At 73.4% G+C, this 20,832-nt stretch carries 20 protein-coding genes and 1 pseudogene; 8 read left to right on the forward strand and 13 right to left on the reverse strand.

The features are described 5' to 3' along the window. The first annotated feature begins 66 nt into the window (after positions 1-66). Positions 67-1,041 (forward strand): FkbM family methyltransferase, encoded by a 975-nt coding sequence (locus FYW95_RS19320; protein WP_159941827.1) that lies wholly within the window; start codon positions 67-69, stop codon positions 1,039-1,041. Between the two features lie 25 nt (positions 1,042-1,066). On the opposite strand, the gene FYW95_RS19325 is transcribed toward FYW95_RS19320, so the two are convergent. The 3 genes from FYW95_RS19325 to FYW95_RS19335 all read right to left on the reverse strand — a co-directional run bounded on the left by FYW95_RS19325 (position 1,067) and on the right by FYW95_RS19335 (position 3,250). Beyond that, on the reverse strand, positions 1,067-1,765 hold the full coding sequence (locus tag FYW95_RS19325) for an alpha/beta fold hydrolase (protein WP_159941826.1): 699 nt from the start codon (positions 1,763-1,765) through the stop codon (positions 1,067-1,069). A 297-nt stretch (positions 1,766-2,062) separates the two neighbouring features. Then, a complete protein-coding gene (locus FYW95_RS19330; protein WP_159941825.1) occupies positions 2,063-2,758 on the reverse strand; it encodes an alpha/beta fold hydrolase in 696 nt (231 codons plus the stop codon). Positions 2,759-2,791: 33 nt separating this feature from the next. Next, on the reverse strand, positions 2,792-3,250 hold the full coding sequence (locus FYW95_RS19335) for an MFS transporter (protein ID WP_236567703.1): 459 nt from the start codon (positions 3,248-3,250) through the stop codon (positions 2,792-2,794). Between the two features lie 253 nt (positions 3,251-3,503). Between FYW95_RS19335 and FYW95_RS19340 the strand changes: the two genes are divergently transcribed. Continuing rightward, positions 3,504-4,514, forward strand: coding sequence for a LacI family DNA-binding transcriptional regulator (locus tag FYW95_RS19340; protein ID WP_159941824.1), 1,011 nt, complete (start codon positions 3,504-3,506; stop codon positions 4,512-4,514). A gap of 18 nt (positions 4,515-4,532) precedes the next feature. Here the strand turns inward: FYW95_RS19340 and FYW95_RS28655 are convergent, their stop codons facing one another. Both FYW95_RS28655 and FYW95_RS19345 read right to left on the reverse strand, forming a co-directional pair. Next, a complete protein-coding gene (locus FYW95_RS28655; RefSeq protein ID WP_255459614.1) occupies positions 4,533-4,664 on the reverse strand; it encodes a hypothetical protein in 132 nt (43 codons plus the stop codon). A 201-nt stretch (positions 4,665-4,865) separates the two neighbouring features. Beyond that, a complete protein-coding gene (locus FYW95_RS19345) occupies positions 4,866-7,349 on the reverse strand; it encodes a beta-glucosidase (protein WP_160050627.1) in 2,484 nt (827 codons plus the stop codon). A 181-nt stretch (positions 7,350-7,530) separates the two neighbouring features. Here FYW95_RS19345 and FYW95_RS19350 point away from each other — a divergent pair, with 181 nt between their 5' ends. From FYW95_RS19350 to FYW95_RS19360, 3 genes are all read left to right on the forward strand, one after another. Then, positions 7,531-8,148 carry a TetR/AcrR family transcriptional regulator gene (locus tag FYW95_RS19350; protein WP_159941822.1) on the forward strand — a complete coding sequence of 206 codons (618 nt, stop codon included), beginning with the start codon at positions 7,531-7,533 and terminating at the stop codon, positions 8,146-8,148. 14 nt (positions 8,149-8,162) lie between these two features. Further along, complete coding sequence (locus FYW95_RS19355; protein ID WP_159941821.1) at positions 8,163-9,497, forward strand: DNA recombination protein RmuC; 1,335 nt, start codon at positions 8,163-8,165, stop codon at positions 9,495-9,497. Between the two features lie 235 nt (positions 9,498-9,732). Continuing rightward, positions 9,733-10,275 (forward strand): DUF6542 domain-containing protein, encoded by a 543-nt coding sequence (locus tag FYW95_RS19360; protein ID WP_159941820.1) that lies wholly within the window; start codon positions 9,733-9,735, stop codon positions 10,273-10,275. Positions 10,276-10,306: 31 nt separating this feature from the next. Here the strand turns inward: FYW95_RS19360 and FYW95_RS19365 are convergent, their stop codons facing one another. From FYW95_RS19365 to FYW95_RS19375, 3 genes are all read right to left on the reverse strand, one after another. Beyond that, entirely contained in the window at positions 10,307-10,591 is a 285-nt protein-coding gene (locus FYW95_RS19365) for an exodeoxyribonuclease VII small subunit (RefSeq protein WP_159941819.1), read from the reverse strand. Positions 10,592-10,593: 2 nt separating this feature from the next. After that, complete coding sequence (gene xseA / locus FYW95_RS19370; protein ID WP_201294939.1) at positions 10,594-11,826, reverse strand: exodeoxyribonuclease VII large subunit; 1,233 nt, start codon at positions 11,824-11,826, stop codon at positions 10,594-10,596. A 97-nt stretch (positions 11,827-11,923) separates the two neighbouring features. Beyond that, complete coding sequence (locus FYW95_RS19375; RefSeq protein WP_159941818.1) at positions 11,924-12,604, reverse strand: DUF8129 domain-containing protein; 681 nt, start codon at positions 12,602-12,604, stop codon at positions 11,924-11,926. Positions 12,605-12,940: 336 nt separating this feature from the next. Here FYW95_RS19375 and FYW95_RS19380 point away from each other — a divergent pair, with 336 nt between their 5' ends. Then, positions 12,941-13,876, forward strand: coding sequence for a 4-hydroxy-3-methylbut-2-enyl diphosphate reductase (locus FYW95_RS19380; protein ID WP_236567709.1), 936 nt, complete (start codon positions 12,941-12,943; stop codon positions 13,874-13,876). Between the two features lie 218 nt (positions 13,877-14,094). Here the strand turns inward: FYW95_RS19380 and FYW95_RS28970 are convergent. From FYW95_RS28970 to FYW95_RS19395, 3 genes and pseudogenes are all read right to left on the reverse strand, one after another. Further along, positions 14,095-14,217 (reverse strand): annotated as a pseudogene (locus FYW95_RS28970) (MerR family DNA-binding transcriptional regulator); the annotation flags it as partial. A 74-nt stretch (positions 14,218-14,291) separates the two neighbouring features. Next, positions 14,292-14,891 (reverse strand): DUF4245 domain-containing protein, encoded by a 600-nt coding sequence (locus FYW95_RS19390; protein WP_159941816.1) that lies wholly within the window; start codon positions 14,889-14,891, stop codon positions 14,292-14,294. Positions 14,892-14,972: 81 nt separating this feature from the next. Then, a complete protein-coding gene (locus FYW95_RS19395; RefSeq protein ID WP_159941938.1) occupies positions 14,973-15,581 on the reverse strand; it encodes a TetR/AcrR family transcriptional regulator in 609 nt (202 codons plus the stop codon). Between the two features lie 186 nt (positions 15,582-15,767). On the opposite strand from FYW95_RS19395, the gene glpX reads away from it, so the two are divergent. Next, complete coding sequence (glpX, locus tag FYW95_RS19400) at positions 15,768-16,811, forward strand: class II fructose-bisphosphatase (protein WP_159941815.1); 1,044 nt, start codon at positions 15,768-15,770, stop codon at positions 16,809-16,811. A gap of 180 nt (positions 16,812-16,991) precedes the next feature. Then, complete coding sequence (locus FYW95_RS19405) at positions 16,992-18,695, forward strand: hypothetical protein (protein WP_160050628.1); 1,704 nt, start codon at positions 16,992-16,994, stop codon at positions 18,693-18,695. Between the two features lie 84 nt (positions 18,696-18,779). On the opposite strand, the gene FYW95_RS19410 is transcribed toward FYW95_RS19405, so the two are convergent. Then, on the reverse strand, positions 18,780-19,607 hold the full coding sequence (locus tag FYW95_RS19410) for an ABC transporter permease (protein WP_159941813.1): 828 nt from the start codon (positions 19,605-19,607) through the stop codon (positions 18,780-18,782). Continuing rightward, positions 19,604-20,530, reverse strand: coding sequence for an ABC transporter ATP-binding protein (locus tag FYW95_RS19415; RefSeq protein ID WP_159941937.1), 927 nt, complete (start codon positions 20,528-20,530; stop codon positions 19,604-19,606). Before FYW95_RS19415 ends, FYW95_RS19410 begins: the two co-directional genes overlap by 4 nt. Positions 20,531-20,832: the final 302 nt, after the last annotated feature.

Consider the following 20,832-nt stretch of genomic DNA (forward strand, 5'->3'; position numbering starts at 1 on the left):
GCCGCGGAAGCGGTGGACGACCGGTCGCCGCTCCCGCCGCGGCCTCGCTCCTGGGGGGAGACAACTGTGGTCACCGACCAACTGAGGGCGCTCGTGCACCGCTACCCGCTGGTCCGCTTCGCGACGCGCAAGCTGCGCGTCCGCCTGCCCAGACGGTTGGGCGGCCTGGATCCCGAGCGGGTCCCGCCGTGGAGCCGCCGCGTGTCCTTCGCCCTGCCGCGGCTGGAGTCGGACACGCGCCGGATCGGTCCGGACAGTCTCACCCTGCAACTGCCCGGCGACCTCACCGTTCCCCGGCGGCTGGCCTCGTTCGGCCTGGCCAGACACGAGCCCGACAGCCTGGCCTGCTTCATGGCGATGCTCGACCACACCCGCCCCGGCGCGGTGTTCGACGTGGGTGCGGGGGTGGGGGTGTACTCGCTGCTGGCCGCCGCGCGCACCCGCCGCCCCGTGTTCGCCTTCGAGCCGACCCCGGAGATCGCCTCGGCGGCGCGGGTGGTCTCCTCCTCAGCCAACCTGGGCTTCACCGTGGTCGAACTGGCTCTGAGCAACCACACGGGCACCGCGCACCTGCGCCGGGCCCGGCACAACGACATGTGCAACACCCTGGTGCGCACGGCCCGGACCGACCTGTCGCACATCAGCGTGGAGGTGACCACCCTGGCGCGGTGGAACGAGGACGCTGCGGCCTTCCCCACGGTGCTCAAGATCGACACGGTCGGCACGGAGCCGGACGTGGTCGCCGGGGGCCTGGAGGTGCTGCGCCGGTACCGGCCGTGGATGCTGGTGAAGGTCCGCCCGGACCGGGGCGTGGAGGAGCGGCTCATGGCCCTGCTCGACCCGTTGGAGTACACGTGGTACCCGGTGAGCGGGCTGCCCCCCTACGAGCCGCGCACGGAGATCTCCGGCCGGGCCTCACCCGCCTGGGAGCGGATGTGGCTGTTCACCCCCGAACCGGTGCGGGAGGAGTTCTGGCCCTCGGTGCGCGACTGGCGCCGGGCCATGGAGGACTGCGCGCCCGGCCGCCAGCAGGGCGGTTGAGGCGCCCCGGCCGCCGCGGGGTCCGTCAGAGCCAGCCCTCCAGGGCGGCGAGGAAACCGGGGAGGTCGTCGCGGTGCACGCAGTGCCCGGCGCCCCCAACGACCCTGACGGTGAAGCCGCGGTCGGCGAGCTCCCGGGCGGCCTGCGGGGTGACGGTGATGCTGTTCTCACCGCGCAGGACCAGGGAGGGCACGACCGGCCCGGCGGGGAGGAGGTCGCGTCCGGCGATCTCGGCCGCGACGAAGTCGAAGAACTCCGGGTCGAAGGCGGCGAAGCCCCGGACCTCCCGTTCGACGTCGTCGTCGGTCCACCGGGGGTTGCGCTGGCGCACGTGGGCGGCGTCGGCGGTGGCGAAGACCTGGCGCATGCGCTGACCGGCGTCGGCGTGCATGGGGGGCAGGCGGAACGACGGGTCGACGTAGACCGCGCGGGCCGGACGCAGCCGCTCCACCGCCAGGGACAGCGCCACACCGCCCACCGAGTGGCCGATCGCCAGGTCGGCGCCGGCCGGCAGGGAGTCGGCCAGGTCGTCGCCGAGCGCCTGGAGGGAGTAGTCGCCGCGCGGGCTGCGGCCGTGGCCGCGCAGGTCGACGGTGACCACCCGGAGGCCTCGGCGGAGGAGTTCGGCCTCGACGGCGTGCCAGGTCTCGTGGGTGGCCGTGGATCCGTGGACGAGGAGGACGGTGCGGTCGCCGGTACCGCTGGTGTAGGTCTCCAGTCTCATGGGAGAGCGCCTCCTGGGGAAGGTGGGGGACTGCCGAGGGGTCGGCGGCCGGGGAGGGGACTCCGGCCGGGGTGTACGGAGAGACCCCAGGGTCTCGAAAACTTTTGCGCGAGGAAAGCGAATGACCGGAACCGGTCGTTCCCGGGTGCCCTCCGTCACCCCCGTCGGCGTGTCCGCTCCCCGCGGTCCACCCCCGGGCACGACACCGCCCCGGCACGTCACCGTGCCGGGGCCGGGCGGGGGGTCGTGAGGTCCTGGCTGTGCCTTCGCTCGGGGTGCTCGGGGGTGAGCGCGCGCTCAGAGCCAGCCCTCCAGGGACCCCAGGAAGCCCTTCAGGTCGTCGCGGTGGACGCAGTGGCCCGCGCCGCCGACCGTGCGGACGGTGAAGCCGCGCTCGGCCAGCAGGCGGGCGCCGTCGGAGTCGACGGTGAGGCTGGGGTCGGCCAGCTGGACCAGGGAGGGCACGACGGCGGTCGCGGGCATGCGGTCCGCGCGGGCGCACTCGGCCATGACGTCGAAGAAGTCGGGGTCGAAGGCGGCGAACCCGGCCAGCTCCGCCTCGACGTCGGCCGTGCTCCAGCGGGGGTTGGCCGCGCGCACGCTCTCGAAGGTGGCCCCGGCGACCATGCGGCGCATGGCCGGGATCGCCGCCGCGAGCTGCGGCGGGAAGGCGAAGGCGGGGTCGGAGTAGACGGCGCGCGCCGGGCGCAGCCGGTCCACCGCCAGGGAGAGCGACAGTGCGCCCATGGAGTGGCCGATGGCCAGGTCGGCGCCGACCGGCAGCGAGTCCGCCAGGTCCTGGCCGAGCGCCTCGGCGGAGTAGTCGCCGCGCGGACTGGCGCCGTGGCCGCGCATGTCCACGCCGACCACGCGGTAGCCGAGGCCGACCAGGTGGTCCCGGACCGCGTGCCAGGTGCCGTGGTCGGACATCGCGCCGTGGACGAGCAGTGCCGTGCGGTCGCCGGTACCCGCCTCGTGGGTTCGCAGTCTCATGGAAGGTGTTCCTCTCTGGTGGTGCGGGCGGGGTCAGCGGACGCCGCGGACGAAGACGATGGCGGGTGCCCCGAGGAGTCCGACGGCCGAGCCGACCGGGAACAGGGAGCCGTATCCGCCGAGGTGGAGGATGATCGCTGAGGCCACGAACGGGGCGATGATCTGCGGTCCGGCGGCGGCGATGTTGAGCACGCCCATGTCGCGGGCGGCGTCGGCCTCGCTGGGCAGGACCAGGGTGGCCATGGCCGTGTCCACGGCCATGAAGCAGCCGAAGGCGCTGCCGTTGACGACGGCGAAGACCAGCATCCCCGTCCAGGTCGGGACGAGGTAGGGGATGAGCATGGCCGGCGCCGAGACGATCCCGCAGACCAGGGCGAAGAGCTTGCGCCGGTCGAGGCGGTCCGAGAGCGGGCCGCCGACCGGGTTGAAGACCGTGCCGAAGACGGCGGCGGTTCCGGTGACCAGGCCGAGCGCGGGGACCAGGCGCCGCATTCCGCGCCGTCCGCCCGCGGGGGCGCCGGGGGCGGGCGGGGCCTGCTCCCCGTATGGGAGGGGGTGGTGGGCATGTGCGTCGTCCCTGGCATGAGGTAGGGGGAAATGCCTGTTCAGCCATTGGTTATTCGTTTAAGCTAAGTTATACGTTTAACCTTTTCAATGGATTCTTCGTGAGCAGTTCACACGGACCCCCGACCCGACCGGTCGCTCCCCCGCGTCCGGTCCCCGACGGGCAGGGCAAGATAGCGGCATGACTTCGATCCGCCCCCGACCAGCGACCATCACCGACATCGCCAGACAGGCGGGGGTGTCCACGGCGACCGTGTCGTACGTCCTCAACGACGCCCCGGCCGGAGCACGCATCCCCGAGGCGACCCGGGCCCGGGTGCGCGCGGTCGCCGACGAGCTGGGCTACGTCCCCCACGCCAGCGCGCGGTCGCTGCGCACCGGTTCCAGCAGCATGGTGCTGCACGTGCACCTGGACGTGGTGCAGGGCCAGCTGGCCTCGGAGTTCCTGTACGGCCTCACGCACGCGCTGCGCGAGCTGGGCTACACGCTCATGCAGTACGGGGCCGAGCGCAACCGCGGAGTGAAGGCCGCCCGCGGCTGGGCGGGCATGCGGCCCGCCGCCGTGATCGCCGGTTACGACCGGCTCACCCCCGCCGGGATCGACCTGCTGGGCAAGTCCGGCATCCGGGTGGTCGCGGTGGGCGCCGACCCGGCCGAGGTCAAGGGCACCGGGCTGTCCACGCTGCGCATGGACAACCGCACGGTGGGCGAGGAGGCCGCCCGCCACCTGGTCGGACGCGGATACCGCGACCTGGCCGCCGTGATCCCCGCCGAGCCGCCCCTGCGCGGGATGGGCGAGGAGCGCCTGCGGGGTCTGCGCGAGGCGGCCGCGGCCGAGGGGGCGACCGTGCGCACCCAGGACATGGACTGGTCGCCCGAGTCGGCCGGGTCGGTCGTGCGCGCCTGGCTGGCGGAGGGGCTGCCCGAGGGGGTGTTCGGCTACAACGACGAGTTCAGCGGCCTGCTGCTGGGCGCCCTGCACGACGCGGGGGTGCGCGTGCCCGAACAGGTGGGGCTGGTCGGCGCCGACGACATCATGCTGTGCCACATGCTGCGCCCGAAGCTGACCACCGTGCGCCTGGAGGCCCAGGACCCCGGGGAGGTGGCCCGCCGGATCGTGGAGGTGGTCACCGAGCGCGCCGAGGTGCACCTGTCCCCGTGGAGGCCGGTGCTGGTCCGGCGCGGGACCTGACCCGCCCCCGGACCCTCGTCAGGCGACGATCGCGGCCCCGGGCAGGAGGGCGGGCCCGCACAGAGCGGATCCGAGGACGGGCAGTCGCGCCTGCACCGAACCCGCTCCCGGGTCCGCGAACTGGGGCGGGAACGTGATGTGGGAGACCACGGTCCTCGGGTTGGTTGGTGGGGTTGACCGGCGCGGGGCGACCGACGATGGCGGCCAGGATCCGGCCGGCCCCCGTGCCGGGAAGGTCCGGCCTCCGCTCCTCACGGATCATCCGCACCCCGGGGAAGGCGAGGTGGCCCGCGCCGGGAGCCGTTCGGCTCCCGGCGCGGGCGCGGGGGGCACCCGTGAGGTGCCGGGACCCTACTCCACCTCGATCCGGACCGACAGGCGCGTGTCGCCGTGGGAGCGGCCCACGAGCAGGTCGTAGCCGCCGGGGACGTACTCCCACTCGTCGGCGTCGGAGGCCCACACGCGCACGGCGTCGCGCGGCACGTCCACCTCCACCGCCACGGACTCCCCGGCGGACGCGGCGACCGCGGCGAACCCGGCCAGGACGCGGGCCGGGCGGTCGCCGGGCTCGTGCGGGGCGAGATAGACCTGCACGACCTCGCGGCCGTCCCGCTCCCCCGTGTTGGTCAGGTGCACGCGGACCCGGGCCAGCAGGGCCTCCCCGTCCTCGGAGACGGTCCCGGGCCCGCTCCGGAGGACCTCGACCGCGTCGTGGCGCCATCGGGTGTAGGACAGTCCGTGCCCGAAGCAGAAGGCCGGGGCCGTCCCGGCGCGGTCCCAGGCCCGGTAGCCCACGAACACGCCCTCGGAGTAGTCGAGCGCGCCGTCGACGGGGGCCACCTGGCTGACGGGCGCCTGGTCGAGCGCGGCCGGCCACGTGGTGGGCAGCCGCCCGGAGGGATCGCGACGGCCGAGCAGCACGTCGGCGAGCGCCCCGCCGAGTTCCTGCCCGCCGAACCAGGTCAACAGGATCGCGCCGACCCGCTCGCGCCAGGGCATCTCCACCGGCGCGCCCGCGTTGACCACGACCACCGTGCGGTCGTTGGCCTCGGCCACGCGCGCCACCAGTTCGTCCTGGCGTCCGGGCAGCGTGAGCGAGGAGCGGTCGAAGCCCTCCGACTCCACGTCCTCGGTGGTGGCCACGACCACGACGGCCACGTCGGCCTCCCGGGCGGCCGACACGGCCTCCTCGATCAGGGCGTCGGCCCCGGCCATGGGCTCGCGGTGGGTGAGGGTGAAGCCGATGAACGCGAAGTCGCCCATGCCCAGGTCCTGGTGGGCCTTGGTGACGCTCACCCGCACCGGCTCGCCCGCGGCCAGTTCCACGGGAACGGAGGCGGCGGGCGGGTCGAACATGGCCGCGGCCGGGTCGTCGCCCTCGAAGCGCAGCTCGTCGTCCAGCACCACCCGGTCGCCGACGGTGAGGACGTAGCGTCCGGCGCCGGAGACGCCGAACAGGTGCTCGCCGCCGGTGGCGGGAGTGTGGGTACCGCTCACCTCGACGCTGTCCAGCTCGGCGTTGGAGACGCCCTCGGGCAGCTCGCCGATCCAGCGGGCGGTGCCGTCGGGCAGCGCCTCGGTGGCCAGGACGCGCCCGTCGGCGGCCCGGAAGGTGGCGGTGAGCGAACCGGGCAGGGCGGGCAGGTTCGCACGGGGGTCGGCGCCCACGGCGTGCACCAGCTCCACGTCCCCGGGCAGGGCGGCGCGCAGCCCCTCCAGCGGGGTGACCGTGCGCTCGGCGAAGACGCTGGCGCTGCCGCCGCCGCTGGTGCGGGCCTCGGAGGCGGCGAGCCCGATGAGCGCCACCCGGCGCAGGCGCGCGGGCTCCAGGGGCAGCGCGGCGTCCTCGTTGCGCAGCAGCACGAAGGAGCGGGCGGCCACCTCGCGGGCCACCTCGCGCCCGTCCAGGGGCGCGGGGCGCTCGGCGGGGGCGACGACGGGCTCGGCGCCCTCCAGCAGGCCCACCCGGGCGGCGAGCAGCAGCACCCGGCGGGCCATGGCCTCCACCGCCTTCTCCGGGACCCGGCCGTCGCGGACGGCGTCGACCAGGTGCTGGCCGTAGACGGTGTTGGGCCCGGGCATGGCCACGTCGAGCCCGGCCAGGGCGTCGCGGACGGTGTCGCGGGCCGCGGTCCAGTCCGAGACGAGGAAGCCGTCGAAGCCCCACTCCTCGCGCAGGACGGCGTTGAGCTCGGCGTGCTCGGTCATGGTGGTGCCGTTGACCTTGTTGTAGGAGGCCATCACGCCCCAGGGCCGCGCCCGGGCCACGATGCGCTCGAAGGGCGCCAGGTAGATCTCGCGCAGGGTGCGCCCGTCGGCGCGCACGTCGACGGTGAAGCGGTCGGTCTCGGAGTCGTTGGCCACGAAGTGCTTGACGGTGGTGGCCACGCCTCCGTCCTGCACGCCCCGGACGTAGGCGGCACCGATCTCCCCGGTCAGGTAGGGGTCCTCGGAGTAGGTCTCGAAGTGGCGCCCTCCCAGGGGGGAGCGGTGCATGTTGACGGCGGGGGCCAGCAGGACGTGCACGCCCTTGCGGTGGGCCTCCTGCGCGAGCAGGTGACCGGCGGTGCGCACCAGGTCGCGGTCCCAGGTGGCGGCGACGGCGGTGGGGCTGGGCAGCTGGACCGAGGGGTCGTTCGGGGTCCAGCGCTCGCCGCGCACCCCGACGGGCCCGTCGGACATCACCAGGCGGCCCAGACCGATGTCGGGGTTGGCGGCGATCGCCCACATGGACTCGCCGGAGAGCAGGCGGACCCGGCCCTCCAGGTCGAGTGCGGCCAGCGCGGCCTCCACCCGGCGTGCGCGGGCGAGATCGGCGTCGTTCGGTGTGCTCATGTACTGCTCCCGGGGCTGCGTGGCTGCGACAGGGAATTGACCTACTGGGTGGTCGGTAAAATCGAACCTCAGGTTAAACGCTTAACTTGGGCTTGTGAAGTCCCCGGTCCGTACTGTTCGCCCGGAGGGGGCTCCTCGCCCGGGAGCACGACCGCCGTTCCGCCGACAGCCTGGAGAGCCCATGACCGAGCCGACGCCTCCCCCCGCCGCCCGCCGCGGTCGCGGACGGCCGCCCGCGACCGCGCGGCGCGAGCAGATCGTGTCCGCCGCCCTGGCGGAGTTCGCCGAGAACGGGTTCCGGGGCAGCTCGCTGGCGGCGGTCGCCGAGCGGGTGGGGCTCAGCCAGCAGGGGCTGCTGCACCACTTCCCCAGCAAGGAGGCGCTCCTGGTGGCGGTGCTCGCCCGCCGCGACGAGGTGGACGGCGCCGAGCTCGGGGAGGAGGCGGACCTCTCCGGGACGGCGCGGTTGGTCGCCCTCAACACCGAGCGCCCCGGGCTCGTACGGCTCTACTCGCTGCTGGCCGCCGAGGCGGTCACCGAGGACCACCCCGCGGGCGACTACTTCCGCGAGCGCTACGCCCGGCTGCGCACGGCCATCGCCCGGAACGTGCGCGAGCGCCACGGCGAGCGCCTGGCGGGCGGGGCCACCCCCGAACAGGTCGCCGCGCTGCTCGTGGCAGCGATGGACGGCCTCCAGCTCCAGTGGCTCCACGACCCCGAAGCCGTGGACATGCCCGACTTGGTCGGTCTGCTCACCGATGTCCTGCGTGGCGGGGAGCGGCCCGGCACCGGGGACTGACACCATAGGCCCTCATGGACGGCCTCGCACTCGTACTCACGCTCCTCGTCGGACTGGCGGTCGGAGCCGCCGTGGGATGGCTGCTCGCCCGCGGCCGGGAGGCCGAGGCCCGGGCCGACGCGCGCGCCGCCCGGGAGCACGCCGCCTACGTCGAGGAACAGCTCACCGACCGGTTCCGTTCCCTGTCCGCGCAGGCCCTGGACCAGAGCGGCCAGCGCTTCCTGGAGATGGCGGAGGGGCGGCTGCGCGCGGTCAGCGCCGAGGCCGGGAGCGACCTGGAGGAGCGCAGGCGCGCGGTGGAGCGCATGGTCGGCCCGCTCACCGAGACCCTGGACCGCGTGGAGCGCCAGCTGCGGGAGGCCGACGCGGGCCGGGCCGCCGCGCACGCCGAGCTGGCCCGGCAGATCGAGTACGTGCGCGAGGGCTCCGAGCGGCTGCGCGACCAGACCCAGTCCCTGGTGACCGCGCTGCGCCGTCCCGAGGCGCGCGGCCGGTGGGGCGAGCTCCAGCTGCGCCGGGTCGCGGAGCTGGCCGGGATGGGCGCGCACTGCGACTTCGAGGAACAGGCCGCCACGCGCGACGGGACGCGGCGGCCGGACATGGTGGTGCGCCTGGCGGGCGGCAAGAACATCGTGGTGGACTCCAAGGTGCCGCTGGCCGCCTACCTGGACGCCGTGGAGTCGGGGCCGGAGGAGTCGGCGCGGCACCTGCGGGTCCACGCCCGGCACCTGCGCACCCACGTGGACCAGCTGGCCGCCAAGTCGTACTGGTCGGCCTTCACCCCGGCACCGGAGTTCGTGGTGCTGTTCATCCCCGGCGAGGCCTTCCTGGCCCCGGCCCTGGAGTACGACCCGGAGCTGCTGGAGCACGCGATGGCGCGGCGGGTGCACATCGCCACGCCCACGACGCTGATCTCCCTGCTGCGCACGGCGCACTACGCGTGGCAGCAGCAGGCCCTGAGCGAGAACGCGCGGGCGGTGTTCGACCTGGGCAAGCAGCTGCACGAGCGGCTGGGGACCCTGGGCGGGCACGTGGAGGGACTGGGCCGGGCCCTGAACCGGACGGTGGCCGCCTACAACCAGACCGTGGGGTCGCTGGAGAGCCGGGTACTGGTGACGGCCCGCAGGTTCCGGGACCTGGGCCTGGTGGACGGGGAGCTGGAGCGGCCCTCGGGTGTGGAGGAGCGGCCGCGCACGGTGGCCGCCCCCGAACTGGCCGAACCCGGACTGGACGGATCCGGACTGGACGGGCCCGGAGGCAACGGGGCCGGACCGGACGGGATCGCGCTGGACGGCGCGGCCGGAAACGGGTCCCCGCACGGGCACGGCGAGAGCGTCCGCGGTTCCTGAGATCGGCGGGCCCGCACGCGCCCGGCCGCCCCCGCCGGGCGGACGAGTCGGACCCGCGACCGCGAAACACCGGAACCGCGACGCCCCATCCCGGTGTCCAAGGGGTGGAAGCCGTGTTCGTAGCGGATGGGGCAAGTATCCGAAAGGACGACACGTTCCCTGGAAAAGACACCGAACATTCACCAGAAGTGACACACTAAACACTGTGAGTAACACACTTGGGAGGCGGACGGCTATGCCCCCGCGCAAGGCGGACGGTCCGGAGCCCGGACACGCACCGTACTTCGTGCGGTCCGACGGTCGCGGCCGGAACGTGCCGCGCGCCAGAAGGGACCGCGCGGCCGAACCGGAGAAACCGAAGGAGGGCGCTCCGCGGCGCCCGCCCCGTCTGACCGGACGCGGCGGCGTGCTGGCCATCACGCTGTTCAGCTTCGCCGGAACCATGATCGCGCACTGGGCGGGCACCCCCGCGGCCCCGGGCATCGCCTTCACCCTCGCGTGCCTGGTCAGCGTGTGCATGGTGCGGCCCAGCGACCTGCTGTCGCTGTCGGTGAGCCCGCCCATCGCGTTCTTCGCGGCCGTGGTCGCCGCCGAGAGCGCGCTCGCCCTGGGCAGCGACGGGTTCGCCCGGGTGATGATCCTGGGGCTGGCCTCGCGCCTGGCCGAGGTGGCGCCGTGGCTGTTCCTGGGGACGGCGCTGGTGCTGGTGATCGGGGTGTTCCGGGGCCTGCCCGGCAACATCCGCGACCTGGGCGACGAGCTGAACGGACGCCGCTAGGGCGTGCGCGACGGACCCGGGACGGCCTCCCTCAGAAGGGCGTGTCCCCGCTGTCCCCCTCGTCCCCGCTCCGGCGCTCGTCCACGGCGGCGGCCAGCTTGGCGCGGGCTCCCTCCAGCCACTGCTCGCAGACGCGGGCGAGCTCCTCACCGCGCTCCCACAACGCCAGGGACTCCTTCAGGCTGAGCCCGCCGGACTCCAGCTGGCGCACGACGTCGTTCAGCTCCTCCCGGCTCTCCTCGTAGCTGAGCTCCGGTTCGGCGGCGGTGTCGTTCGCGCTCTCGCGAGCTTGGTCCCTGGTGCCCTTGGCTGCCATCGTTACTCCCCCTCGGCGGTGTCTTCGGTGTGGACCGTCTCCACTGTGGCGGTCAGGCTGTCCTCGGCGAAGCGCACGCGCAGGGACTCGCCCACGTCGGGCTCCACGGCCGACCGGACCACCGAGCCGTCCCGGCGCTGCACGATGGCGTATCCGCGGGCCAGCGTGGTGGCCGGGGACAGGGCGTGCAGGCGGGCCCGGGTGTGGCCGAGGCCGTCGGCGGCGCGGTCCAGCGACACGGTCAGGCTCCGGCGGGCCCGGTCGCGCAGGTCGAGGACCTGTTCGGCGAGCCGCTCGACCTCGCGGACCGGGCTGGCCAGCACCGGACGGGAGCGGATGCCCTCCAGCCAGGCCCGTTCGCGGTCCAGTCCCCCCTTGAGCACGCGTCTGCCCCTGTCGCGGAGCTGGCGGATGATCTCCAGCTGCTCGCCGACGTCGGGGACGGTCTTCTTGGCGGCGTCGGTGGGCGTGGAGGCGCGCACGTCGGCGACGTAGTCCAGCAGCGGCGTGTCCTGCTCGTGCCCGATCGCGCTGACCACCGGCGTGCCCGCGGCGGCGACGGCGCGCACGAGGGCCTCGTCGGAGAAGGGCAGCAGGTCCTCCAGGGAGCCGCCGCCCCTGGCGATGACGATGACGTCGACCTCGGGATGCGAGTCGAGGTCCTTGAGCGCCTCCAGCACCTCGCGCACGGCCCGGTCGCCCTGGACCGCGACCGGGCGCACCTCGAAGCGCACGGCGGGCCAGCGGCGGCGGCCGTTCTCCAGCACGTCGCGTTCCGCGGCGGAGTCGCGCCCGCAGACCAGGCCGACGGTGTTGGGCAGGAAGGGCAGGGGGCGCTTGCGCTCGGCGTCGAAGAGGCCCTCCGCGGCCAGCGTGCGGCGCAGCTGTTCGAGGCGGGCCAGGAGCTCGCCCAGGCCCACGTGGCGGATCTCCAGGGCGCGCAGCGAGAAGGTGCCGCGAACCTCGTAGAAGTCGGGTTTGGCGTGCACGACCACGCGGGCGCCGGGTTCTGGCGGCGGGCTCTGCGCGTCCAGGACGGAGGTCTGGCAGACCACGCGGACCGAGACGTTGGCCACGGGGTCGCGCAGCGTGATGTAGGCCATGCGGCCGCGCCGGTTGAGCTCGGCGATCTGGCCCTCGACCCAGATCCGGCCCAGGCGGCCGATCCACTGGCCCACCGCGTTGAGGACGACGCGTACCGGCTGCGGCGCCTCGGGGGAACTCTCCATGCCCATGACCCGAAGCCTAGGTGAGGGCGCCGACAGTTCGGGGCAGGCCCGCCAGGCACCGAGGGCGGGGCGGCCGGCCCCGCCGACGGCCCCGGCGGGACCGCTAGACCTCGGCCTCCAGCTTGGCGATGCGGTTGTCGTACATCTTGATGAACTCGGGGCGGCCCTGGTGGGCGACCTCGTAGGCGCGCAGGTCGCGGACCTGGTCGATGGTGAGCTTGCGCAGGCGGGCGCGGACCGAGGGCAGGGTGAGCTCGTCGTAGGTGGGCACGGCGAGGTCCTCGGCGGAGGGGGCGGCGCCCTTGCGGACCCGCTCCAGGACCTCGTCGCTGGCGACCGTGGTGTGCGCCTCGGCGGCCTCCAGCTCCTCGGCGATCACCTCGACCGCCTCGGTGACGTCGGCGGTGGCCGGGGTGGCGGGCTCGGTGCGGGGCTCCAGGCCGCCGTCCGCGTCCTCGGCCTTGGCGGGCTCGGCGGGCCCCTCCGTCTTGGCCTCTTCGGCGGGTCCCTCGGCCTTGGCGGGCTTGTCCGAAACGGCCCCGGCGGGCTCGGCGGGCTTGTTCGCCTCAGCGGGCTCTTCCCCGGCCTTCACCGGCTCGGCGGACTCCCCGGCGGGGGTCCCGGTGGTCGCGGCCTCGTCCCGGGTCTCCTCGACCGCGGGGGCCGTGGTGGCGTCGGCCTTGGCCTCGGCCGTGTTCTCGGCCGCGGGGGCGGCCTGGTCCTTGCGCCCGAAGATGCCCTTGACCAGGGTGACCAGCTTCGTGGCGAGCGTCGGGTTCGACATAGGACGGGGGCTCCTGATGCTCTCGGCGGGTGGGGGTGAGCGGCGCGCGACCAGCAAACCAGCAGGGCCGAGTTGAGGGCGAACCGCCTGTGAACAGATGCGATGGTGAACCAGGATAGAGGAGGGAGGAACACCATGAGCAGGCGATAAGTGAACGATTTCGCCACGTCGCAGCCCAACCGGACACCCGCCGTCGCGGTAGTGTCACCATGACCCCGGTTCGGCGGCGGCTACGGGCTCCACCATGCCTTTTCCCCGGACCCGGGCCGTAGACCCCTCAAGCCACCTAGGATGTAACGCATGACTGCGATGACGACTGCCACGAACCAACGGCGTGTGCTCCTCGCCAATCCCCGAGGCTACTGCGCCGGTGTCGACCGAGCTGTCATCACCGTCGAGAAGGCTCTGGAGCAGTACGGCGCCCCGATCTACGTGCGCAAGCAGATCGTGCACAACACCCACGTGGTGCGCACGCTGGAGGAGCGCGGCGCGGTCTTCGTCGAGGAGACCGAGGAGGTCCCCGAGGGCGCCATCGTGGTCTTCTCCGCGCACGGCGTCTCACCGGCCGTCCACGAGGAGGCCCAGCGGCGCAGCCTCAAGACCATCGACGCCACCTGCCCGCTGGTCACCAAGGTCCACAAGGAGGCCAAGCGCTTCGCGGCCGAGGACCGGGACATCATCCTCATCGGCCACATCGGCCACGAGGAGGTCGAGGGCACCAGCGGTGAGGCCCCCGAGCACATCCAGATCGTGGAGAGCCCGGACGAGGTCCACAAGGTCCAGGTGCGCGACCCCGACAACGTGTCGTGGCTGTCGCAGACCACCCTGTCGGTGGACGAGACGACCCAGACGGTGGACGCTCTGCGCGAGAGGTTTCCCAACCTCCTCGACCCGCCCAGCGACGACATCTGCTACGCCACCTCCAACCGCCAGGACGCGGTCAAGGCGATGGCCCCCGAGTGCGAGCTCGTCATCGTGGTCGGCTCCGACAACTCGTCGAACTCGGTGCGCCTGGTCGAGGTGGCGCTGGACGCCGGCGCCGACGCCGCCCACCTGATCGACAACGCCTCGCTGATGGACGACTCCTGGCTGGAGGGCGTGACCACCGTCGGGGTGACCAGCGGCGCCTCCGTGCCGGACATCCTGGTGCGCGAACTGCTGGACAAGCTGGCCGGGCACGGCTACGGCACGGTCACGCCCGTGACGACCGCCGACGAGACGCTGACCTTCTCCCTGCCCAAGGAGCTGCGCCGCGACCTGCGCGCGGAGTAGCGGGACACCACCGCGCCCGAACCGCGCCGGGAGAACCGGTCAGCCGCTCAGCGCGGCGTCCACCTCGGCGATCTTGCGCTGGTAGACCGCGATCGAGTCCGGGCAGGAGTCCCCGGTCGCGTGGCCCGAGCTCGGGCAGTCCACGAACGGCCGGGTCTCCCCGCCAGGCTGAACCCGACGGCCCGCAGCCGCAGGATCTCCTCGGCCAGGAGGTGGTTCTCCTCGTCGTACTCCCGGTAGCCGTTCGGGGCGCGGCGTGCCCTCAGCAGCCCCTGTGTCTCGTAGAACCGCAGGACGCGGGTCGTGCCCCCGGCCCGTCTGGCGAGTTCACCGGTGCGCATGCGACGACGGTGGACGTTGACGCCCGCGTCAAGGCGAGGGGAGCGGCCCCGCCGCCGTGACCGGTTCCGGATGGCTACTGACCGCCGCCGGACCGGTCCTGTCCGCCCTCGCCGGTCCCGTCGGTCTCCTCGGCCGGGCCGGTCCCGCCGTCGGGGCCGGTCTCCAGGGACTCCGCCAGCTGAGCCAGTTCGTCCAGGTCGGCGGGTCCGGCCACCACCAGGGTGACCCCCTCCTCGCGCAGGACCAGGGCGCTGCGCTCCGCGGACTCGTAGTGCTCCCACTCGCGCCCGCCGACGGCGACCGTGCCGACCCGCTCGCCGCCCCCGCTCCGCTCCGCGACGACGGTGTCCGGGTCCGCGTCGCTCTGGGTGAACATGGCGTGGCTGTCCCGCGGGGTGGCGAATCCCACGCTCCACTCGACCGGTCCGTCCACCTGGGGCGAGGAGCTGGTGGGCGTCCACCCCCGCTCGCGCAGCTCGGTGGAGGGCAGCGTGACGGGGTAGTCCGCCGCGTCCCGCACGACCGAGGCGTCGGTGGTGTAGTCCACCGAGGGGATGTTCTCGCCCGAGCGGCTGGAGACCACCCACGCCAGCACCAGGACGATGCCCACGATGAGCCCGAGGGAGATGGCGTAGTTCTTGAAGGTCGCGCGGGACCGGCTGTACTCACTCATGTCACCGTCCAGCTTGCCGCAGGTCCGGGATCCGCCGGACCCGGGGTGGGGTTAGGCCCGGCCCCGCCGCGGCGCCGCCGTTCAGCGCTTGGGTTCGAGCTGGGTGAGCAGCCTGGTGATGTCGTCGGCGAGCGCGTGCGCCTCGGCGTCGTCGCGGCGCACCACCTCGGCCACGGCCAGGAGCATGGCGCCGCTGACCACGATGAGCAGCGCCTCGTCCACGGGCTCGTCCGCCTTGCGGTACAGCGCCACGTTGCGGTCGGTCCAACGCGTGAGCCGGGAGCGCAGCTGGTAGTCGAAGCCGGGCGGGCCGTCGCCGCTGAAGAAGAGCCGTGTGGTCTCCCTCTCCTCGATGCAGCCGAGGAGGTAGGCGCGGGCGGCGATGTTCATCAGCCGCGTGGGGTCGGTCTCCCCCTCAGCGCGCGCCCGCACGACCGCGTGGTGCGTGCGGTCCTGCTGGCGCTGCTGGAACTCCTCGTACAGGGCGAGGTAGAGGTCGGCCTTGCCGGTGAAGTGGTGGTACAGGCTGCCGACGCTGGCCCCGGCCAGGGCCACGACCTCACTCACCCCGGCCTTGGCGAAGCCCACCGTGCGGAACACCTGGGAGGCGGCCGTGAGCAGAGCGCTGCGGGTGGCCGCGCCGCGCGGGGAGATCCGCGCGGGCTTGGCGGTCTTGTCCGTCTTGTCCACTGTCACGCCTCACTCCAGTCCGGCCGGTCCCGCCAGAGTAGACCTTCGCCGCCACGCCGTGGCGGGACCGGGCCCCCTCCGGGGAGCACGCGGCTCCGGGGCACCGGGGCCCGTGCGGCATCACGTCGGGTGACTACCCTAAGACCTGCAACCCCGCCCTGTTCCCTGACGGAAGGTGTCACGTCCATGTCGCAGCCCAGCAGCCCGCAGTCCACGGTGCCCGACCGCAACCTCGCGCTGGAACTGGTCCGCGTCACCGAGACCGCCGCGCTGGCCGCCGCCCGCTGGGTGGGCAAGGGCGACAAGATCGGCGCGGACGGCGCGGCCGTGCGCGGTATGCGGCACATGATCAGCACCGTGTCGATGAACGGCACCGTGGTGATCGGCGAGGGCGAGAAGGACAACGCGCCCATGCTCTACAACGGCGAGCAGGTGGGCGACGGCGGCGGCCAGGAGTGGGACGTGGCGGTCGACCCGATCGACGGCACCACCCTGACCGCCATGGGTATGCCCAACGCCATCGCGGTGATCGCCATGAGCCCGCGGAACACGATGTTCGACCCCTCCGCGGTGTTCTACATGGAGAAGCTCGCCACGGGCCCCGAGGCCGCCGACGTGGTCGACATCGCCGCCCCGGTGGCCGACAACATCCGCGCGGTGGCCCGCGCCAAGGGCAAGTCCCCGCAGGACGTGACGGTGGTCATCCTGGACCGGCCCCGGCACAAGCAGATCGTGCAGGACGTGCGGGACGCGGGCGCGCGCATCAAGTTCATCAGCGACGGCGACGTGGCGGGCGCCATCATGGCGGCGCGGGCCGGGACCGGCGTGGACCTGCTGCTGGGCATCGGCGGCACCCCCGAGGGCATCATCACCGCGTGCGCGATGAAGTGCCTGGGCGGCGTCATCCAGGGCCGCCTGTGGCCCAAGGACGAGGAGGAGCGGCGCAAGGCCCTGGACGCCGGGCACGACCTGGACCGGGTGCTGTACACCGGTGACCTGGTCGGCTCCGACGACGTGTTCTTCGCCGCGACCGGGATCACCGACGGCGAACTGGTCGGCGGGGTCCGTTACGAGTCCTCCCGGGTCATCACCGACTCCCTGGTCATGCGCGGCCGCAGCGGAACCGTCCGCCAGGTGCTGAGCGAGCACCGCCTGAGCAAGCTGTCCGCCTACAGCGGTGTGGACCTGACCTCCGCCCCCTACCGCGGTGAGGAACCCTCCTCGGTGTAGCCGCGTCCCACGAAGCGGGTGCCCCGCCGCGGCCGGTCCGGGGTGCCCGGCGCGCCCCCGCGCCCTCCCGACCGGCCGCGCGCCATGGGCGCGGGACGCGAACCTCCCCGGGTCGGCCAGGCATCAGACCCGTCGTTGGCCGTGCGCCCGCGCGCGAAGAAGATCCCCGCCGGAGGTCCGATGTCCTACCCCGACCCCCCACAGCAGCCCCAGTGGCAGCCCCCGCAGCCGGGGCAGCCCCCGCAGCCCGGGCAGCCGGGCCAGGGCTTTCCTCCTCCGCAGGGCTCCGGCCCGCACTCCGCGGGGCAGGGCTCCTTCCCGGGCGGCGCTCCCGGCGGCCCCGCGGGTCCGCCGCCCGGCGGGCCCCAGGCGGGAGGCCAGTACCCCGGAGGGCCGTACCCGGGCGGTGGCGGCCGGGGCAGGCGGTGGCTGATCCCCGCCGCCGCCGGTGTGGCGGTCGCCGTGATGGCCACGACCGTGTGGGCCACCGTCTCCCTGGTCAGCTTCGGCGGCCCCCAGCCCGAGGAAGTGCTCCCGGGCAACGCGATCGCCTTCGCCAAGCTCGACCTGTCGATCAACGGTTCCCAGGCCCTGGAGCTGCTCCGGTTCGTGGACCGGCTCCCGGACGAGGTCACCGAGGAGATGGACGAGCCCGACGGCGACATGACGGAGCTGTTCGCCGAGGGATTCGTGGAGACCTTCCCCGAGGCGCGGCAGGCCGAGGTGGAGGAGTGGATCGGCCAGCGCGTGGGCGTGGCGGTCTGGCCCGCCAGCGGTGAGGTCGAGGCGTACGGGGGCGCGGGCGTGGCCGCTGCGGTCGCACTCTCGGTGGAGAACGAGCGCCTGGCCGAGGAGGGCCTGGCGGAACTCGGCTCCCAGCGCGACGACATCGCCTTCGAGGTGGTCCGGGACTTCGCGCTCATGAGCGACTCGGAGGCTGCGCTGGAGGACCTGCGGGCGCAGGTGGACGAGCACGGCACCCTGGACCGGGCGGAGGCCTTCTCCGCCGACATGGCCGACCTGCCCGGGGGCAGCCTGGCCGCGGGGTGGGCGGATCTCGCCCGGCTCATGGAGGTCGAGGAGTTCGCCCGGGAGTTCGAGACCGACCTGGCCGCCGAGACCTCCGAGCTGAGCGGCCGGGCCACCGCGTCGCTGCGCGTGGACGGCGACTACCTGGAGGCGCGCATGGACGTCTTCGACTTCACGGTGGAGCAGTCCGACCTGGCGTGGCTGTCCGAGGCGCCGGGAGCGAGCGTGGCGGCCATGGAGTCGCTGCCCGAGAACACGGTCATGGCCTTCGGCTCCAGCGGCCTGGGGTCGGCGCTGACCGACGCCTACGAGAGCGACGAGATCCCGTTCTTCAGCAGCACCGGCGAGCAGCAGGAGTTCGAGCGCGAGTTCAACGGGATGGGCGTGCCCATGCCGGAGGGCTTCTCGAGGCTCCTGGGTTCCTCGACGGCCTTCGGCGTCACCAGCGTCGACCTGGAGGGCTTCTTCGGCTCCGCCTACGGCGGGGGCGAGGAGATGTCCTTCGAGTACCGCGCGGTGGGCGGCGACGAGCAGGCGCTGAGCGACTTCGTCGACTACGTGGCCGGCGGCCCCTACTCCACTCCCCCCGGTGTGAGCACCGACGGTGACACGGTGGTCGTGGCCCGGGGCAGCGGTTCCACCGGGCGCCTGGGCGAGGACCCGGTCTTCCAGCAGACCATGCAGGAGATGGACGACGCGGTGGTGGCCGGGTTCTTCGACCTGCGCCAGGTGCTGACCGGCACCGAGGTACGCGACCCCGACCAGTGGGGGGCGCTGGGTATGGCGCTCAACGTGGCCGACGGCGGCCAGCGCGGCAGTGTCGAGCTCCGCTGGGCGCCCAGCGGCGGCGAGTAGCGGCGGCCCGACGGAGAACGGGGTGGGAGGCGCGCGCCTCCCACCCCGTTCCGCGTCCACGGGCGGTCCGGGACCGGGCGGAGCTCAGCTGACGACGCGGCGGCGCACCTGGAAGGAGGCCAGGAACCACATCAGCACGATGAACGCCAGCAGCACCCCGACGTGGCCCAGCGCGGCACCGGCGCCGAGGTCGCCGAAGACCACCCCGCGGATCAGCTCGACCGCGTGGTAGAGCGGGTTGGCCGTGGCCGCGTACTGCACCCAGCCGGGCAGTTCGGTGAGCGGGAAGAACGTGCCCGCCACCAGGAACAGCGGGGTGAACAGGCCGCTGAACACGTAGTCCATGGAGCGCACCGACGTGATCACCGCCGAGATCCAGATGCCGAAGAGGGCGAAGGCGAACCCCGCGACGAAGGCGATGAGCGGCACCAGCAGCATCCCGGGACCGGGGCGCAGCCCGAACCCGATCGCCACCAGCAGGGGCACGCACCCGTACACCCCCGAGCGCGCCGCCAGCCACAGCGCCTCGCCGGTGACGAGTTCGCGCACGTCCACGGGTGCGGCGAGGATGCCCTCGTAGGTGTGCAGGAAGCGGCGTTTGATGAAGGTGTTGATGACGGCGGGCATCATCGACTGGAACATCACCGACACCGCCACGATGCCGGTGCCCAGGAAGTCGATGTAGTCGTACCCGGCGAGGGTACCGACGAGGGCGCCCATGCCGAAGCCGAAGCACAGCAGGTAGAGGGTCGGTTCGACCACGGCGGCGAAGGTGGTCGACCGCCAGGATTGGCCGTAGAGGATCCACTCGCGGGCGACGACGCCCATGACCGCGTCGGCCTCGAACCGGCCGGGGCGCGCGTGGACCTCCGGTCGGGCGTCCTCCCGGGCCTGCCTCTGTTGAAGGGTCATTCCACACTCTCCCCGGTCAGGGTCACGAACACGTCCTCCAGGTTGCTGGCGCGGCGCAGCGGGACGTCCAGCCGGTCGCGCAGGGAGTCCGGCAGCTCCTCGGCCCGCAGGACGGACACGGTGGTGCCGGTGCGGCGGGTGCTGAAGCCGTGGTCGTGGAGAAGGCGTTCCAGCCCGTCGACGCCCTCCTCCCCCGGCAGGTACTCCTCCACGGTGGCGCCCGCGTACTTGGCGACCAGGTCGGCGGGGGTGCCGCGCTCGACCACCCTGCCCCGGGCCATGAGCGCCACCTCGTCGGAGAGGCGCTCGGCCTCCTCGATGTAGTGCGTGGACATCAGGACGGTGACGCCCTCCTCGCGCAGCGCCGCGATGACGCTCCACAGGTCCTGGCGCACCTGCGGGTCCAGGCCGACGGTGGGTTCGTCCATGAGGACGAGCTCGGGCCGGTGCAGCAGGGCGCGGACGATGAGCAGGCGGCGGCGCATCCCGCCGGACAGGTCGTCCACCATGGTCTCCCCCCGGTCGGAGAGCTGGGCCAGCCGCATGGCGCGGGCGATGGCCTCCCGGCGATGGCGGCGCGGGACCCGGTAGAGGTAGGAGAACATCCGCAGGTTCTGCTCGACGGTGAGCTCCTCGTCGAGGTTGTCGTGCTGGGGGACGACGCCCATGCGGGCGCGGGCCCACTTGGACTCGGCCGGGATCCCGTGGCCGAGGATGCGGATCTCGCCCTCGTCCGCCAGGGCCTGGGCGGTGAGCATCTTCATCGTGGTGGACTTGCCCGCGCCGTTGGGTCCGAGGAGTCCGAGGACGACCCCCTGGGGCACCTCCAGATCGAGTCCGTCGACGGCGGTGAGTGCGCCGAAGCGTTTGACGACCCCCCGCAGCAGCAGGGCGGGGACTTCCGACGTGTCACGCGGTGCCATGGACGCGCTTCCGGGCAGGCGCGGACCGGGGTCAGGTGTGGTCATACACACACGGTAGGCAGCGGGTCGGACGATTCTCCATTGGTTTTCCGCCCGGGCTGCCCACCGCGCTCCTCCGCCGCCGCCGAGAGGCCCGCGGCCGGGCCCCAGCTCACAGGGGCTCCCGGGGAGCGGGGCGTGCGGAACCCGGACTCCGACCCATCAGTAGGCCAATGCCGGGCATCGTGCTTCCTATTGGTCGTTCAATGCCTTCGGGGCTAACTCGCGGTGTGCCGTCCCCCGGAAGCGGCCGCCCCCGTGCG

Origin of the sequence: Nocardiopsis sp. FR4, from assembly GCF_009830945.1 — a bacterium.
Taxonomy (GTDB): domain Bacteria; phylum Actinomycetota; class Actinomycetes; order Streptosporangiales; family Streptosporangiaceae; genus Nocardiopsis.